The following is a 15,393-nucleotide window of genomic DNA, read 5'->3' as shown; positions in this document are numbered from 1 at the left end:
GGTCGGACGAGGGGACGGACTCCGCGATAGTGGCACAGCAGACCAACCATGGGATCGCCAAGACCGATGGTCGCAAGCGACGCTGGCATCAGCACAAGGTCGAACGCCGCACCGAGTTGGTGGACGGTGCGCTCGAGGCTGTCCGCCAGCGCGGACGCGACGTCAGTATGGACGAAATAGCTGCGGAAATCGGCGTGTCCAAAACGGTGCTGTACCGCTATTTCGTCGACAAGAACGACCTCACCACGGCGGTCATGATGCGCTTCGCGCAGACCACGCTGATCCCCAATATGGCCGCCGCACTGTCGTCGAATCTGGACGGTTTCGACCTGACCCGCGAGGTCATCCGCGTCTACGTCGACACCGTGGCCGCCGAGCCGGAACCGTACCGATTCGTGATGGCAAACAGTTCTGCCAGCAAAAACAAAGTCATCGCCGATTCTGAGCAAATCATCGCCAGGATGCTCGCGGTGATGCTGCGCCGGCGCATGCAGCGCGAAGGCATGGACGTCCACGGAGTCGAGCCGTGGGCCTACCTCATCGTCGGCGGGGTTCAGCTGGCGACCCACTCGTGGATGTCCAACCAGCGGATGACCAGCGACGAGCTGATCGACTATTTGACGATGCTGTGCTGGAACGCGCTGTGCGGCATCGTCGAGGTCGGCGGTTCGCTGGAGAAGTTCAATTCCATGCCGCATCCCTCACCGCAACTGCCGCCCAGCACTACTTGAGGTACGGCCCCAACAGGGTGTCCCATGACGAGCTGAGCTTGGCGTACTCGTCCTCGCAGCCGTCCGCGCGATCCTCGGGCAACAATCCGTCCTTGACCAGATCGGCGTTCCCGGTGGGATCGGCACCGTAGACCCAGCATTGGAGGTTGTACATCCGGGTCAGGTCCAGGGAGTGCACGTCGGAGAGCTGCCCCTGGTCGATCTCACCGCCCTTCTGGTCGCTGTATCCCTTGAATTCGCGCGCAAAATCCTTGATGGCCTGTACGGACGTCGGGTCGATCTTGCCGTCCGGACCTGGCGTCAACAGGATGTACGCGGCCATCTGGTCGGCGACATCCTCCTCCCGGCCGGTCGCGGGTAGGTCGTAGAGACTGATCACCATGTGACCGGTCTCGTGGTAGAACGTGGCGATCTCGGAGTTGATCGCCGCCTCCTTCGGCTCCGCGTCACCGGCTTTGGTGTAGATGTTCAGCGCGTCGGCGGCGTCCTCGTAGCAGATGGTCACCGACTTGTCCGCCGAGCTCCAGAAGGCGTTCGCGGTGCCGCATTCCTTGCCGATCAGCGGAATGTCGTAGGGCAGTTTCAACGATTCGTTGATGCTGCCGGCAAGGTCTTCGAGCAGGCCATCGTTCTTGATGAGGTCGCGACCGGTCACCGCCTCCGGTGACGTCGCGTCTTCGTAGGTGACGGTCATCTTGCCGGGCCAGTCGGCATCCTCGCCGGAGGCGTCGGGCACCCCGTCGCCGTTGAGGTCGGGCTGCCCGGACGGCGTGGCCGCCGCCTGCGCGGTCGACGCGTCCACGGGCGCTTTGGCGGCCGGCGTCGACGAATCGTGGGGGCTACAGCCCGAAGCCACGCCGATCGTGGCGGCGGCGACCCCGATCATGCAGGCTCGCTTGAGCATTCGTCCCCCAACCAGTCGGCCCAACGCCTGATGATGTTAACTGGGGACGGCCGGAAAAGCCCGGCTAGTTGTCGGGAGCGTCGAACTGGTGTGAAAACACCGCAAATGACGGGCAACACTTCTTCGGCGCTCGTTTGTGAGATGTTTGTCCGGGGTGGCATGCAGCGCCACCTCATTCGTCTAGGGAGGCTTGGGGTGGACAACGGCAGCGCCGCGAAGTTGCACGGACCGGTAGGAGTGATCGCCGCAGCCGCAATAGCGGTATCAGCGCTGTTTGCTGGTTCGGGGGTCAGCGTTGCCGACCCCTACGACGACGACGGTGGCAGCAGCTACAGCGACGGCGGCGATGACGGTGGTGGCGTCCAGGAAGCCCCCTCCGGCGGAGGCATGGAAGAGCCGGCCGGCGGTGGGGTCCAGGAGGAGCCCAACGGTGGCGGTATGCCGGCGGAGCCCGCAACGCCCGACGCCCCCGGTGGCCAGGAAGCCCCGGGCAGCGAGCCCAACGACGACCCCAATGACGCTGGCGCCCAAGAGGTCCCCGGCGGTGCCGACGAGCCCGGTAGCGGCGGTGGGCAGGAGGCACCGTCCGACGACGGGGAGTCGTCGCCCGGAGGCGGTGCCCAGGAGCCGTCGGCTGCTGGCGAGATTGCCGAGCCGGAACAGCCGCAAGCCTCCTCCGAGGACATCGCCACCGCACAGTCGTCGGAAGTCACGACGACGACCTCCTCGGAGGTGTCGTCGGAGGAGATCACCAGCTACCAGGAGTCGGTCTCCTCGTTGACCACTTCGTCGCTGACCACCGAGCTGGCACTGAGCAGCCCCGTGGCACTGTGGAATTCCAGCTGGATCTCCTACGACCGCTGGTACCGCCCGGTGTTCACCAACCCATACCGCACGCCGCTGAGTGTCGTGTACGACTACGGCGGCCAGACCCAGGTCTTCACCGTGGCGCCGCTGCAGCGTGCCGTCCTGGACGTGCCCACCGCGGGCGTTTACAACTTCACGGCGATGACACGCCCGGCATCCGGGCCGGCGACCAACCTGTCCGTCGGCAGCTTCTCCGGTGGCGGCTACCAGCCGGCCGCGGGGCAGGCGCCGCCACAGAAGCCGGCACCGCTGAACACCAAGAAGAACGTCCTCGTCCAGGTGAAGTTCGACCGGGGTAGCTCCGAACCGTTCCGGGTGAAGACGCTGACCGATCTCGGCGCGGACCCGGGCCAGAAGGGCATGACGAAAGTGCTGCTCGACGAGGAGATCCCGGCATGGGGCCAATGGTCGAAGACGGCCAAGGGCGAAGAAATCTTCGTCATCAACCAGACCCAGCTGCTGCCCGGTATCAACCGCCCCGGCCAGGAGCCGTTGCCCGGTTACAACGTCAAGCTCACCGCGTCGACAGAGTCGACCTCGTGGTTCGACAGCAACAAGACGTGGGTGATCGGCGGGGTCTTGGTCGGCGTGCTGGCACTGGCCGGGGTCGGGCTACTCGTTTCCCGGCGTCGACGCGCCGATGGGTGAGCACGGGCTAGTCTCGTCGGCTATGACCGATCTGCCGTCGCAGTGGACCCATGAGCCGCACAAGATCCTCAGGTTCCGTTCCGGCGAGAGCGTGCGCGACATCGACACCGACTCCAGCCCGGGATACAGCGGTGACAAGGACGGCTCCACCGAGGTGCAGACGGTCCGCAACGAGCGGTTCGCGGGGCTGCAGGAGATGCTGTACGCGAACGGCAAAGCCGGAGACGGCCGTTCGCTGCTGCTGGTGTTGCAGGGCATGGACACCGCGGGAAAGGGCAGCATCGTCAAGCACGTCGTTGGCGCCGGCAACCCGATGGGGATCCGCTATACCTCCTTCGGTGTGCCCACCGAGGAGGAACGCGCCCACCACTACCTGTGGCGGATCCGCCGGGCGTTGCCCGCGCCCGGCCAGGTCGGGGTGTTCGACCGATCGCATTACGAGGACGTGCTCGTCGTGCGAGTACACGAGCTCGTCCCACGCGACGTCTGGGAGGCCCGCTACGACGAGATCAACGCGTTCGAGAAGGAACTCGTCGACTCCGGCACCACGATCGTCAAATGCGCGATGTTCGTCTCGCTGGACGAGCAGAAGCGCCGCCTGGCCGAACGGCTGGAGCGGCCGGACCGGTACTGGAAGTACAACCCGGGTGATCTCGACGAGCGCGCGTTGTGGCCCGCCTACCAGGAGGCCTACCAGGCGGTGCTGGACCGGACATCCACCGACTACGCGCCGTGGTTCGTCATCCCGTCGGACAAGAAGTGGTACAGCCGGCTGGCCATCAACGAGCTACTGATCGAAGCCCTCAAAGCAATGAACCTGACCTGGCCCCCACCCGATTTCGATGTCGAGGCGGAGAAGCAGAAGCTGGCCCAGGCCTAGGGTTCCGACCGATCCGCGCGGTCAGCCCTTGACCAGGGTGAATTGTCCGATGTTGGTGATGCCGCGGCGGAAGAAGTCGGCACAGCCGGTCAGGTACTTCATGTACCGGTCGTAGACCTCCTGGGAGGTGATGGCGATCGCCTCGTCCTGGTGGGCCACCAAGTTGACCGCCCACATGTCCAGCGTGCGCGCATAGTGCTGCTGCAGCAGATGGGTGCGGGCCAGGGTGAAGCCGGAGGCGTCGGCGAGCTGCTCGATGTCTTCGACCGCGGGCAACCGTCCGCCCGGGAAGATCTCGTTCTCGATGAACTTCATGAACTTCAGATCACTGATGGTGACCTTGATGCCGTTCTCGCGGAAGAACTGCTGGGTATGCGCCAGGATCGTATGCAGCAGCATCCGGCCATCCGACGGCAACAGGTTGTAGGCCTTCTCGAAGAACAGCGGGTACCGCTCGACCTTGAACGCCTCGAAGGCGCCGATGCTGACGATGCGGTCGACGGGCTGCTCGAATTCCTCCCAGCCCTGCAGGCGCACCTCGATCGAGCGGTTCGTGTCGAGCTTGGCCAGCCGCCTGCGGGCGTACTCCGACTGGTTCTTGCTCAAGGTGATGCCGATGACGTTGACGTCGTACTTCTGGACGGCCCTCTCCAGCGCCCCGCCCCAGCCGCAGCCGACGTCGAGCAGGGTCATCCCCGGCTCGAGGCCGAGTTTGCCCAGCGCGAGGTCGAACTTGGCGTTCTGGGACTCGTCGAGCGTCATGTCGTCGCGCTCGTAGTAACCACAGGTGTAGCCCATGGTCGGTCCGAGGAACAGCGCGAAGAACTCGTCGGAGACGTCATAGATCGACTGCGACTCCTCGTAGTAAGGAGTGAGATCCGCATCGACGTTCACCATCAACAGCTACCTTCCAACGGGGTTCTCAGATGGTCGGCGGCCGTGGAAGCAACGTGCTGTTACGGTCCCCCTGACCAAGATCAGAAGCCTAGTCAATCAACGGCGTGAATGCACAAAGCGATGGCGTATGTCACTGTTCAGTATTCGTAGAATCCACGCCCGGACTTCTTACCGAGTAGGCCGGCCTCCACCATACGCAGCAACAAGGGCGGCGGGGCGTAGTGCGGGTCTTTGAGCTCGGTGTACATCGAGTCGGCGATGAGCTTCATGGTGTCCAGACCGATGAGGTCAGAAAGCCGCAGCGGGCCCATCGGGTGCGACAACCCGGCGACGACCGCGGTGTCGACGTCCTCGACGCTGGCAACCCCGGCCTCGACCATCCGAATGGCGGACAGCAGGTAGGGCACCAACAGTGCGTTGACGACGAAGCCGGAGCGATCGGGGCAGCGCACGACCTTCTTACCGAGCACATCGGCGGCGAATTGCTCCACCCGAGCGAGCGCGTCCTCGGAGCTGACCAGGGTGGTGATCAGTTCGACCAGCGGCAGCACCGGCACCGGGTTGAAGAAGTGCAGACCCAGCACCCGGCTCGGATTCTTGGTTGCCGCAGCGATTTTCATGATCGGGATGCTGGAGGTGTTCGACGCCAGTACCGCATCTGGGTCGGTGATGATGCGGTCGAGCTCGGAGAAAATTTTCGCCTTGACGGCCTCGTCCTCCACGACGGCCTCGATGACGAGCTGGCGATCGGCCATGTCCTCGAGGTTGGTGGTGAACGTCAGCCTGGCCACGGCGGCGTCGCGATCTGCCTCGGAGAGTTTGCCTTTGCTGGCGGCGCGGTCCAGCGACCCGGTGAGGCGGCTGCGGCCGGCGTTGATCAGCTCGTCGGTCGGTTCGTAGACGACGACGTCGGCGCCGGCCTTGGCCGCCACCTCGGCGATCCCGGAACCCATTTGCCCCGCACCGACCACGCCCACTCGTTGAATGCTCACTTGCTCTCCTCACGCATCAGGCCCCGCCCAATATAGGGACGGGGCCTGCCTTTGGCGCGAGCAGACGCAGAATCGCGTTGATTGGGCTGCAATTGTGCAACTCTGCGTCTGCTCGCGCCGAGAACTCCGGCTTAGTGGAACTGACCCTCTTCGGTCGAGCCCGCGAGCGCGGTGGTCGAGCTGGTCGGGTCCACGGTGGTGGCGATCCGGTCGAAGTAGCCGGCGCCGACCTCGCGCTGGTGCTTGGTCGCGGTGTAGCCACGCTCCTCGGCGGCGAACTCGCGCTCCTGCAGCTCGACGTAGGCGCTCATCTGGTTGCGGGCGTAGCCGTAGGCCAGATCGAACATCGAGTAGTTCAGGGCGTGGAAGCCGGCGAGGGTGATGAACTGGAACTTGAAGCCCATCGCGCCGAGTTCCTTCTGGAAGCGGGCGATCGTCGAGTCGTCGAGGTGCTTGCGCCAGTTGAACGACGGCGAGCAGTTGTAGGCCAGCATCTGGTCGGGGAACTCGCTCTTGACGCCCTCGGCGAAGCGGCGAGCCAGATCCAGGTCCGGCGTGCCGGTCTCCATCCAGATCAGATCGGAGTACGGCGCGTAGGCCTTGGCGCGGGCGATGCAGGGCTCCAAGCCGTTCTTGACCCGGTAGAAGCCCTCAGAGGTGCGCTCACCGGTGATGAACGGACGGTCCCGCTCGTCGACGTCGGAGGTGATCAGGGTCGCGGCCTCGGCGTCGGTGCGGGCGATGACGACGGTGGGAACGTCAGCCACGTCCGCTGCGAGTCGGGCCGAGGTCAGGGTGCGGATGTGCTGCTGAGTGGGGATCAGCACCTTGCCGCCGAGGTGGCCGCACTTCTTCTCCGAGGCGAGCTGGTCCTCCCAGTGCGAACCGGCGACACCGGCGGCGATCATCGCCTTCTGCAGCTCGTAGACGTTCAGCGCGCCACCGAAGCCGGCCTCGCCGTCGGCGACGATCGGGGCCAACCAGTTCTCCACGGACGTATCGCCCTCGACCTTGGCGATCTCGTCGGCACGCAGCAGCGCGTTGTTGATACGGCGCACGACCTGCGGCACCGAGTTGGCCGGGTAGAGGCTCTGGTCGGGGTAGGTGTGACCGGACAGGTTCGCGTCACCGGCGACCTGCCAACCCGACAGGTAGATGGCCTTGAGACCGGCGCGAACCTGCTGAACGGCCATGTTGCCGGTCAGGGCGCCCAGGGCGTTGACGAACTCCATGTCGTGCAGCTGGTTCCACAGCACCTCGGCGCCGCGGCGGGCCAGGGTGGCCTCCTCGACGACGCTGCCCTGCAGCGCGACGACGTCGGCCGGGGTGTAGGTGCGGGTGAGGCCCTTCCAGCGGGGGTTGGTGTCCCAGTCGCGCTGGATTTCTTCTGCGGTCTTCGGCTTGCCAACGTTGGACATCGCCTGCTCCTTCGAGTCGAGTCGCCACTTTGCCGGAGTTTGTTAACGTCCGCCGCGGCATCGCTTGTGTGCTGACTCGAGCATGCCTTGCATCATTAGTGCACTTCAAGCGGTTGTAACTGCCAATTTTCGCCAAGCTTCGCCAGAAGATTGCAAAGGTTGCGAAGGCAGCGCACCGCTTAACCGGTTCAGAAGTTACCGCCCAGTAGGCAATTTCCGCAGGTCAGTACGCTTGTACTGTTTAACGGCGTGTTTCACAACTGAAAGATCGACGCGACGGCTTTGGTCTCCTCGCCGACGACGTATGTGAGCGTTCTAACAGTTCGATCGGTCAGCTCCGGCCCGAACTTGTCAGTGGATCCCGGCGGATAGACATGCAGCAGGATCTCCAGTTTGTCGCCGAAGGCCACCGGCGCATCGTGCTCGATGGTGACGCGCAGCGGCGCTTCCCGCAGCTCAGGCATCGGCGCCAGGAATTCCTCGACGACCTTCCAATACACCGAGTTGTTGACGTGATCGAACAGGTCGATGTCGCTGACGCGGATCGGGAATTCACGGATCTCGGCGGCGTCCTCGCGGGCAGCCGGGCTGAGGTAGGCCTTCCAGCGCAACCGGTCGACGGCGGTGGTCCGTTGCAGACCTTGCATGAAGTCGTCGGAGATCCGGGCGGGCCCCTGGGTCTCCCGATTGATGTTGATCCAAAACGCTTCGGACTCGATCAATCCGCCCTTGCGGCCGTCGATCCGCACGCGCATCTCACACCAGCGGTTCGAGGTCCCCGAGCACCAGCGCCGCATTCGCAGCATGTCCTGGAACTCGATCGGGCGGATGAGGTCCACCATCGTGCGCCGGACGATCCACAACGGATGCGTCTCCTCGTGCCCCATCTCGCGCAACTGGTCCTGGCCGACGTCCTGAATGTGCCGGCAAGCCGCGTCGAGACGAAGGCGGCCGACCCGGTCGATATCGCCGACCCGCAGTGGCCACTCCCGGTCGAAGACGTCGGGGTGCGGATCGGGGACGGGCATCAACGCCTTCGCCAACCCGCTAGCGGCGGCTTTCTCGCTGGTAACCATGGCAATCCTCTCCCCGCCCGAACGCACTCCCGGCCCAGCGCGATCATGCCAAAGGGCCCCATGAATGCCAACCGGCCTGCGTTGCCAAGGCTGCGAAGGCGCTCTTCGCAGCACCGGTACGCTGAACGCGTGTCCAAGACGTTCGTCGGCTCCCGGATACGTCAACTGCGTACCGAACGCGGATTCAGCCAGGCCGGTCTGGCCCAAATGCTCGAGATCTCGCCGAGCTATCTCAACCAGATCGAGCACGACGTCCGGCCGCTGACCGTGGCAGTGCTGCTGCGGATCACCGAGGTGTTCGGGGTCGACGCGACGTTCTTCGCCTCCCAGGACGACACCCGGCTGGTGGCCGAATTGCGCGAGGTGACGATGGACCGCGATTTGGACGTCGACGTCACCATGACCGAGGTCGCCGAGATCGTCAGCACCCACCCCGCCATCGCCCGCGCCATCGTCAACCTGCACCGGCGGTATCGGATCACTACGGCGCAGCTCGCGGCGGCCACCGAGGACCGGTTCAGCCTCAACACCGGGGGCAGCGGCACGGGATCGATCTCCATGCCGCACGAGGAAGTCCGCGACTACTTCTATCAGCGGCAGAACTATCTGCACGAGCTCGACACCGCAGCCGAGGACCTGACAATTCGGATGCGGATGCACCGCGCCGAGTTGTCCCGCGAACTGGCCGACCGGCTGACCATGGTGCACGGCGTGCACATCATCCGTCGGATCGACTTGGGCGACACGGTGTTGCACCGCTACACCCCGGCCACCCGAACGCTGGAGATCAGCAACCAGCTCTCCTCGGGCCAGCAGGTGTTCAAGATGGCGGCGGAGTTGGCCTACCTGGAGTTCGGCGATCTGATCGACAGGCTGGTCGACGAAGGGAAGTTCACCAGCGAGGAGTCCCGCACGCTGGCCCGGCTCGGGATGGCCAACTACTTCGCCGCCGCGACAGTGTTGCCCTACGGCCAGTTTCACGATGTCGCCGAGAAGTTCCGCTACGACATCGAGCGGTTGTCGGCGTTCTATCAGGTGAGCTACCAGACCATCTGCCATCGGCTGTCGACGTTGCAGCGACCGTCCATGCGCGGGGTCCCGTTCTCGTTCGTCCGGGTGGATAAGGCCGGAAACATGTCAAAACGACAGTCCGCCACAGGTTTCCACTTCTCGTCGGCGGGCGGTACCTGCCCGCTGTGGAATGTCTACGAGACGTTCGGCAATCCCGGAAAGATCCTGGTGCAGATCGCCCAGATGCCCGACGGCCAGAACTACATGTGGGTGGCGCGTACCGTGGAGCGGCGCGCGTCACGCTACGGGCAACCGGTCAAGACCTTTGCGATCGGACTGGGCTGCGAAATGCGGCACGCCAGCCGGTTGATCTACTCCAAGGGGCTCGACCTGTCCTCGGACAGCGCGACGCCGATCGGCGCCGGCTGCCGGGTGTGCGAACGTGACAACTGCCCGCAACGCGCCTTCCCCGCACTGGGCCGCGCGCTCGACCTCGATGAGCACCGCAGCACAGTGTCGCCCTACCTAGTCAAGGAGTCCTGATGGCCGAACGCATTCCACCCGGTGGTCGCCGCGAACTCGGCCTGATCAACTGGGGCATCTCGCGCATCGCCGCCCGCTCGATCCGGGCACCGGAAATGCACCTGTTCACCACGCTGGGTCAGAACAAGCTGTTGTTCCTGTCCTTCCTGCCGTATTCGGGTGTGCTGCTGAACTGGGGCAAGCTACCCAAACGCGACAAAGAGCTGGTGATCCTGCGGGTCGGTCATCTGCGCGGCTCGGAATACGAATTGCAGCAGCACCGCAGACTGGCCCGAAGTCGCGGAGTGGATGCAGCGTTGCAGGACAAGATCTTCGCCGGCCCGACCGCTCCGGGACTGACCGAACGGCAACGCGCGCTGCTGGCGGCCGTCGACGAGTTCGTGCTCGACCGCGACCTGACCGACGAAACCTTCGCCGCACTCTCGACACACCTGACACGCCAGCAGGTCATCGAATTCTGCGCCCTGGCTGGACATTACGACGCCATCGCCGCCATCTTGACGACCCTTCGCGTCCCGATGGACTTCGCGGACTAGACCGGCGGCGCCTGCCCTACTTGCCGTAGGGCTTTGCCTTGACGACGGGCTTGGCCTTCGAAATCGCGAGTACCGAAGGCGGAATTGTGGTGGTGACGGTATCTCCCTCAGTCATCGGGCCGGGAAGCACCGGCGCGGCCGCAGGCACCGTGACCAGCGAGCCGCCGTCGCCGGCGACGGAGAATCCACCCATCGTCAGCGCGGCCGCTCCCCCGGCCAGCGCCAACAAAACCTTGGTACGCCGCCCAGGCGTCGAATCAGCCACATGCCCCCCCACGTCGAGCCGGCTCACCGCCGGATGGAAAGAGTGGACCCCCCGATACTTGAGACGACCTGAAACGCAGCTGTCGACTCGCTGGCAACGCCGGGCCTACAGGTAGGTGACGCCTAAGACGATCAGCGTGAAGATCACCGGCGAGATGGGCAGGCAGCCGAGGAACGCCGCCCACACCAGCCGTCTGTGCTGGTACAACCGCCAGGCCAGCACGCCTACCAGGACCGCCACGACCGCGATCACCGCCGAGAGGATCAGCACCCAGAAGCTGACGTCCTGCCCGCCCGTCGCGATGGAGATTCCGATCAGCCACAGGATGTGGCCGAGTACCAGTCCGCCGATACCGGCGATCAGCGTCGGCCTCAAAAGTTGATCATGTGGCCGGCGAGGCCGTGGAAGCATTCCTGGAGTGCCTCCGACAGCGTCGGATGGGTGTGCACGTTGCGGGTCAGTTCGTTGACCGTCAGATCCCACTTCTGCGCCAGGGTGAGCTCGGGCAGCAACTCGGAGACGTCGGGTCCGATGAGGTGCGCACCGAGCAGTTCGCCGTACTTGGCGTCGGCGATGACCTTGACGAAGCCGGTCGGGTCGGCCAGTCCGTGCGCCTTGCCGTTGGCGGTGAACGGGAACTTGGCCACCTTCACGTCGTAACCCTCGTCGCGGGCCTGCTGCTCGGTGAGTCCAAAGCTGGCGACTTGCGGCTGGCAGAACGTGGCGCGCGGCAGCATTCGGTAGTCCCCGAGGGCCAGCGTCTCGGCCCCGGCGATGGTCTCGGCGGCCACCACACCCATCGCCTCGGCGACGTGGGCGAGCTGCAGCTTGGCAGTGACATCACCGATCGCGTAGATGTGCGGCACGCTGGTGCGCATGTAGTCATCGATGCCGATGGCCTTACGGTCGGTGAGCTGCACCCCGGTGGCCTCCAGCCCGAAGCCCTCGACGTTGGGCGCGAAGCCGATGGCCTGCAACACCCTGTCGGTCTTGATCTCCTCGGACTTGCCGTCCTTGCTGACCACGACGGTGACCTGCGAGCCATCATCGGTAATCGACTCGACCTTGGTGCCGGTGAGGATCTTCACCCCGAGCTTCTTGTACTGCTTCTCGATCTCCTTGGAGACCTCGGCGTCCTCGTTGGGCAACGCGCGGGGCAGGAACTCGACGATGGTCACGTCGACGCCGTAGTTCTTCATCACGTAGGCGAATTCCATACCGATCGCACCGGCTCCGGCGATGACGATGGACTTCGGCAGCTCGCGGGCGAGGATCTGCTCTTCGTAGGTGACGACGTTCTTCGACAGCGATGTACCGGGAACGAGCCGGGTGCTACTGCCGGTGGCGATGATGGCGTTGTCAAAGGTGAGGGTCTCGGTTCCGCCCTCGTTGAGCTTGACCGAGAGTGTGTTGGCGTCGGTGAACGTGCCATAGCCGTGCACCTCGGTGATCTTGTTCTTCTTCATCAGGAAGTGCACGCCCGCCACGCGGCCGTCGGCGACCTTGCGGCTGCGGTCGTAGGCAGCCCCGTAGTCGAAGGTGGCCTCGCCGCTGATGCCGAACGTCTTGGCTTCCTTGGTGAAGATATGGGCCAGCTCGGCGTTGCGCAGCAACGCCTTCGAGGGGATACAGCCGACGTTGAGGCATACGCCACCCCAGTATTTTGGCTCGACGATGGCAGTGTTCAGCCCGAGCTGGGCAGCGCGTATCGCCGCGACGTATCCGCCGGGGCCTGCTCCGAGAACGACAACGTCATAGTGGGTCACGACGTCAGCCTATCGTCGGGCGGGCTATCCATTCGAAGTAGTACGCCCCATGCAGCACGGCTGCCGCGGCGACCGAGGCCAGCGGCGCCGACATCAGGGCGATAGCCAGGGCTGTCAGTGGCGGCCGGCCCTGCACCATCGAGATCAGCATGCTCGCCACGGAGCACACGATCAGATACATGAGCACGCAGAACAGCGCCGGTGTCTTGTTCAGCGAGGTGTACCACCAGAAGTAGCAGCCGAGGCCGACGGCGGCGGCCAGCACCCACACCGCGGTCACGATGAACACCAATTGCCACCGCTTCAGGTACTGGTAAGTCCCGGGCACCACCGTGGGCGCGGCGGGCACCGCGACCGGCTCGGCGTGTGGTGAGCCAGTCACCGGATGCAGAAACGCATCGGTGTCGAAGTGGCTCAATTCGCTGAAGGCGTACGAGGAGGACGTCTGCGGTTCGGGTTCGGGTTCGGGTTCGTCGCCGGCGTTCAGCGGCTGCGGGTGCGGGCCGGTGTCGAAGATCGGCGCGTGGTGCGGCTCGGTCGAGGGCAGGGAAGTCTTGTCAGCCACCGGACACCACCTGAATCAGCACCAACACACCCAGCCAGCCGGGCGCCATGGCCAGGATGAACGCCCCCGCCGTCGTCGCCCACCGGCGCCGGGACAGCAGGATCAGCCCCATGCCGATCACGCTGGGCACGGCGACGACCAATCCCACGACGAGATCGGGACGGACCGGCGTCTTGACCAGCACGGTGGCGACGACTGCGGCGACTAGACCGGTCACGGTTCCGACCAGCAACGCGCTTGTGAGCAGCCATGCCCGAGGCAGCGGTATCACGTTGTCGAGGGTACGTGCCGCGGTGCTGACTACGGCTCAACGACTCCGGCGTGCCGACCAGGGATTGCGCATGCGTCAGCCGCGTCAGTAACCACGAGATCGTCGCGTTCAGGTGGGCGCACACCGCGTTCGTAGTCGGCGCCGGTGACCGGTGCAGATCCGGCCAGCAACGAGTTCTCGCCGTCGGTGAAGGCCCGGCCACGGCTGAGGAAGCGCAGCCCCTCGGGGGTTTCCAGGCTGAATCCGCCGCCTCGCCCGGGCACGACGTCGATCACCAGCTGGGTGTGTTTCCAGGTCTCGAACTGCGGACCGGAGATCCACACCGGCGCCCCGTCGAGCACCCCGAGCAGCACGTCACGGTCACCGACGATGAAGTCCTCCTGCGGATAGCACATCGGGGAGGATCCGTCGCAGCAGCCGCCGGACTGGTGGAACATCACCGGGCCGTGCCGCGCCTGCAGCCGGTGCAGCAGGTCCGCGGCCGCCGCGGTGATCAAGGCCCGCGACGGTGCCTCCGTGTCGTTTGTCAGAAGAACCCCTGCGCTTTGTTGGAGTAGGAGACGAGCAGGTTTTTGGTTTGTTGGTAGTGGTCGAGCATCATCTTGTGGTTCTCGCGGCCGATACCGGACTGTTTGTAGCCACCGAACGCGGCGTGGGCGGGATAGGCGTGATAGCAGTTGGTCCACACCCGCCCAGCCTTGATGTCACGCCCGGCGCGATACGCGGTGTTCCCGTCACGGCTCCACACCCCCGCCCCCAACCCGTAAAGCGTGTCGTTGGCAATAGCGATGGCCTGGTCGTAATCGGCGAACGACGTCACCGCCACCACCGGCCCGAAAATCTCCTCCTGGAAGATCCGCATCGCGTTGTGCCCGGTGAAAATCGTGGGCTGCACGTAGTAGCCGCCACCCAGATCACCACCCAACTCGGCACGCTCACCACCGGTCAACACCTTGGCGCCCTCGCTCTTACCGATCTCGATATAAGACAGGATCTTCTCCAACTGATCGTTGGAAGCCTGCGCCCCGATCATCGTCTCGGAATCGAGCGGATCACCCTGACGCACCGCCTTGGTCCGAATCGCCGCCATCGCCAAGAACTCGTCATAGATGTCGGCCTGAATCAGCGACCGCGACGGACACGTGCACACCTCGCCCTGGTTGAGGGCGAACATCGTGAACCCCTCAAGAGCCTTGTCCTGATAATCATCATTGGCCGCCATCACATCGGAGAAAAAGATGTTCGGGCTCTTACCCCCAAGCTCCAACGTCACCGGGATCAGATTCTGGGACGCATACTGCATAATCAACCGACCCGTAGTGGTCTCCCCGGTAAACGCGATCTTGGCGATCCGATTACTCGAGGCCAACGGCTTACCCGCCTCCACCCCAAACCCGTTGACCACATTGAGCACCCCCGCCGGCAACAAATCCGCAATCAACGACACCAAATACAGAATCGAGGCCGGGGTCTGCTCGGCCGGCTTGAGCACCACCGCATTACCCGCCGCCAACGCCGGCGCCAACTTCCACACCGCCATCAAAATCGGGAAGTTCCACGGAATGATCTGCCCCACCACCCCCAACGGCTCATGGAAGTGATACGCCACCGTATCCTCATCGATCTGCGACAACGAGCCCTCCTGCGCCCGGATCGCCGCAGCGAAATACCGAAAATGATCCACCGCCAACGGAATATCCGCCGCCAACGTCTCCCGAATCGGCTTACCGTTATCCCACGACTCCGCCAACGCGATCGACTCCAGGTTCGCCTCGATCCGATCAGCGATCTTGTTCAGGATGACCGCCCGCTCCCCCGCCGAGGTCTTCCCCCACCCCGCAGCCGCCCCATGCGCAGCATCCAACGCCAACTCGATATCAGCCGCCGTCGACCGAGCCACCTCGCAGAACACCTCACCAGTCACCGGCGACGGATTCTCGAAATACTGCCCACCCACGGGCGCCACCCACTGCCCACCAACGAAATTCTCATAACGACCCAGGAAAGACATCAACGATCCCTC

The 15,393-nt window shown here is 64.5% G+C and carries 17 protein-coding genes; 5 read left to right on the top strand and 12 right to left on the bottom strand.

Annotated elements, in window-relative coordinates:
• The first annotated feature begins 29 nt into the window (after positions 1-29).
• Positions 30-731 (top strand): TetR/AcrR family transcriptional regulator, encoded by a 702-nt coding sequence (locus ACXDF8_RS20600; RefSeq protein WP_457225138.1) that lies wholly within the window; start codon positions 30-32, stop codon positions 729-731.
• Here ACXDF8_RS20600 and ACXDF8_RS20595 read toward each other — a convergent pair.
• Positions 724-1,635, bottom strand: coding sequence for a DUF4344 domain-containing metallopeptidase (locus ACXDF8_RS20595; protein ID WP_457225137.1), 912 nt, complete (start codon positions 1,633-1,635; stop codon positions 724-726). The genes ACXDF8_RS20600 and ACXDF8_RS20595 overlap by 8 nt on opposite strands.
• Positions 1,636-1,830: 195 nt before the next feature.
• On the opposite strand from ACXDF8_RS20595, the gene ACXDF8_RS20590 reads away from it, so the two are divergent.
• Both ACXDF8_RS20590 and ACXDF8_RS20585 read left to right on the top strand, forming a co-directional pair.
• Positions 1,831-3,150 (top strand): ICP22 family protein, encoded by a 1,320-nt coding sequence (locus ACXDF8_RS20590; RefSeq protein WP_457225136.1) that lies wholly within the window; start codon positions 1,831-1,833, stop codon positions 3,148-3,150.
• Between the two features lie 22 nt (positions 3,151-3,172).
• Complete coding sequence (locus ACXDF8_RS20585) at positions 3,173-4,030, top strand: polyphosphate kinase 2 family protein (RefSeq protein ID WP_457225135.1); 858 nt, start codon at positions 3,173-3,175, stop codon at positions 4,028-4,030.
• Between the two features lie 21 nt (positions 4,031-4,051).
• On the opposite strand, the gene ACXDF8_RS20580 is transcribed toward ACXDF8_RS20585, so the two are convergent.
• The 4 genes from ACXDF8_RS20580 to ACXDF8_RS20565 all read right to left on the bottom strand — a co-directional run bounded on the left by ACXDF8_RS20580 (position 4,052) and on the right by ACXDF8_RS20565 (position 8,413).
• Positions 4,052-4,927: a cyclopropane mycolic acid synthase family methyltransferase gene (locus ACXDF8_RS20580; protein WP_457225134.1), complete on the bottom strand. Its 876-nt coding sequence runs from the start codon at positions 4,925-4,927 to the stop codon at positions 4,052-4,054.
• A 137-nt stretch (positions 4,928-5,064) separates the two neighbouring features.
• On the bottom strand, positions 5,065-5,919 hold the full coding sequence (locus ACXDF8_RS20575) for a 3-hydroxybutyryl-CoA dehydrogenase (protein WP_457225133.1): 855 nt from the start codon (positions 5,917-5,919) through the stop codon (positions 5,065-5,067).
• 131 nt (positions 5,920-6,050) lie between these two features.
• Complete coding sequence (aceA, locus tag ACXDF8_RS20570; protein ID WP_457225132.1) at positions 6,051-7,337, bottom strand: isocitrate lyase; 1,287 nt, start codon at positions 7,335-7,337, stop codon at positions 6,051-6,053.
• A gap of 254 nt (positions 7,338-7,591) precedes the next feature.
• Positions 7,592-8,413 (bottom strand): acyl-ACP thioesterase domain-containing protein, encoded by an 822-nt coding sequence (locus ACXDF8_RS20565; protein ID WP_457225131.1) that lies wholly within the window; start codon positions 8,411-8,413, stop codon positions 7,592-7,594.
• Between the two features lie 129 nt (positions 8,414-8,542).
• On the opposite strand from ACXDF8_RS20565, the gene ramB reads away from it, so the two are divergent.
• On the top strand, positions 8,543-9,967 hold the full coding sequence (gene ramB, locus ACXDF8_RS20560; RefSeq protein ID WP_457225130.1) for an acetate metabolism transcriptional regulator RamB: 1,425 nt from the start codon (positions 8,543-8,545) through the stop codon (positions 9,965-9,967).
• A complete protein-coding gene (locus tag ACXDF8_RS20555) occupies positions 9,967-10,503 on the top strand; it encodes a carboxymuconolactone decarboxylase family protein (protein WP_457225129.1) in 537 nt (178 codons plus the stop codon). The genes ramB and ACXDF8_RS20555 overlap by 1 nt, the downstream gene beginning before the upstream one ends.
• 16 nt (positions 10,504-10,519) lie before the next feature.
• Here ACXDF8_RS20555 and ACXDF8_RS20550 read toward each other — a convergent pair whose 3' ends face one another.
• The 7 genes from ACXDF8_RS20550 to adh all read right to left on the bottom strand — a co-directional run.
• The gene (locus ACXDF8_RS20550; protein WP_457225128.1) at positions 10,520-10,768 is read right to left on the bottom strand and encodes a hypothetical protein; all 249 of its coding nucleotides are present in this window, start codon (positions 10,766-10,768) and stop codon (positions 10,520-10,522) included.
• A gap of 105 nt (positions 10,769-10,873) precedes the next feature.
• Positions 10,874-11,143, bottom strand: coding sequence for a hypothetical protein (locus ACXDF8_RS20545; protein WP_457225127.1), 270 nt, complete (start codon positions 11,141-11,143; stop codon positions 10,874-10,876).
• On the bottom strand, positions 11,140-12,534 hold the full coding sequence (gene lpdA, locus ACXDF8_RS20540) for a dihydrolipoyl dehydrogenase (protein ID WP_457225126.1): 1,395 nt from the start codon (positions 12,532-12,534) through the stop codon (positions 11,140-11,142). Before lpdA ends, ACXDF8_RS20545 begins: the two co-directional genes overlap by 4 nt.
• Positions 12,535-12,538: 4 nt before the next feature.
• A complete protein-coding gene (locus ACXDF8_RS20535) occupies positions 12,539-13,099 on the bottom strand; it encodes a hypothetical protein (protein ID WP_457225125.1) in 561 nt (186 codons plus the stop codon).
• Positions 13,092-13,370, bottom strand: coding sequence for a putative holin (locus tag ACXDF8_RS20530; protein WP_457225124.1), 279 nt, complete (start codon positions 13,368-13,370; stop codon positions 13,092-13,094). Before ACXDF8_RS20530 ends, ACXDF8_RS20535 begins: the two co-directional genes overlap by 8 nt.
• Before the next feature lie 29 nt (positions 13,371-13,399).
• Positions 13,400-13,900, bottom strand: a complete 501-nt coding sequence (locus ACXDF8_RS20525; RefSeq protein ID WP_457225256.1) for a DUF779 domain-containing protein — start codon at positions 13,898-13,900, stop codon at positions 13,400-13,402.
• Positions 13,897-15,393: aldehyde dehydrogenase (adh, locus tag ACXDF8_RS20520; RefSeq protein WP_457223597.1), on the bottom strand; the 1,497-nt coding region annotated here is incomplete at its 5' end. The genes adh and ACXDF8_RS20525, both read right to left, overlap by 4 nt.

Source organism: Mycolicibacterium sp. CBM1 (genome assembly GCF_054073305.1).
Note: the sequence above shows the minus strand (reverse complement) of the source record. Positions and strands in the feature narration are given on the sequence as shown.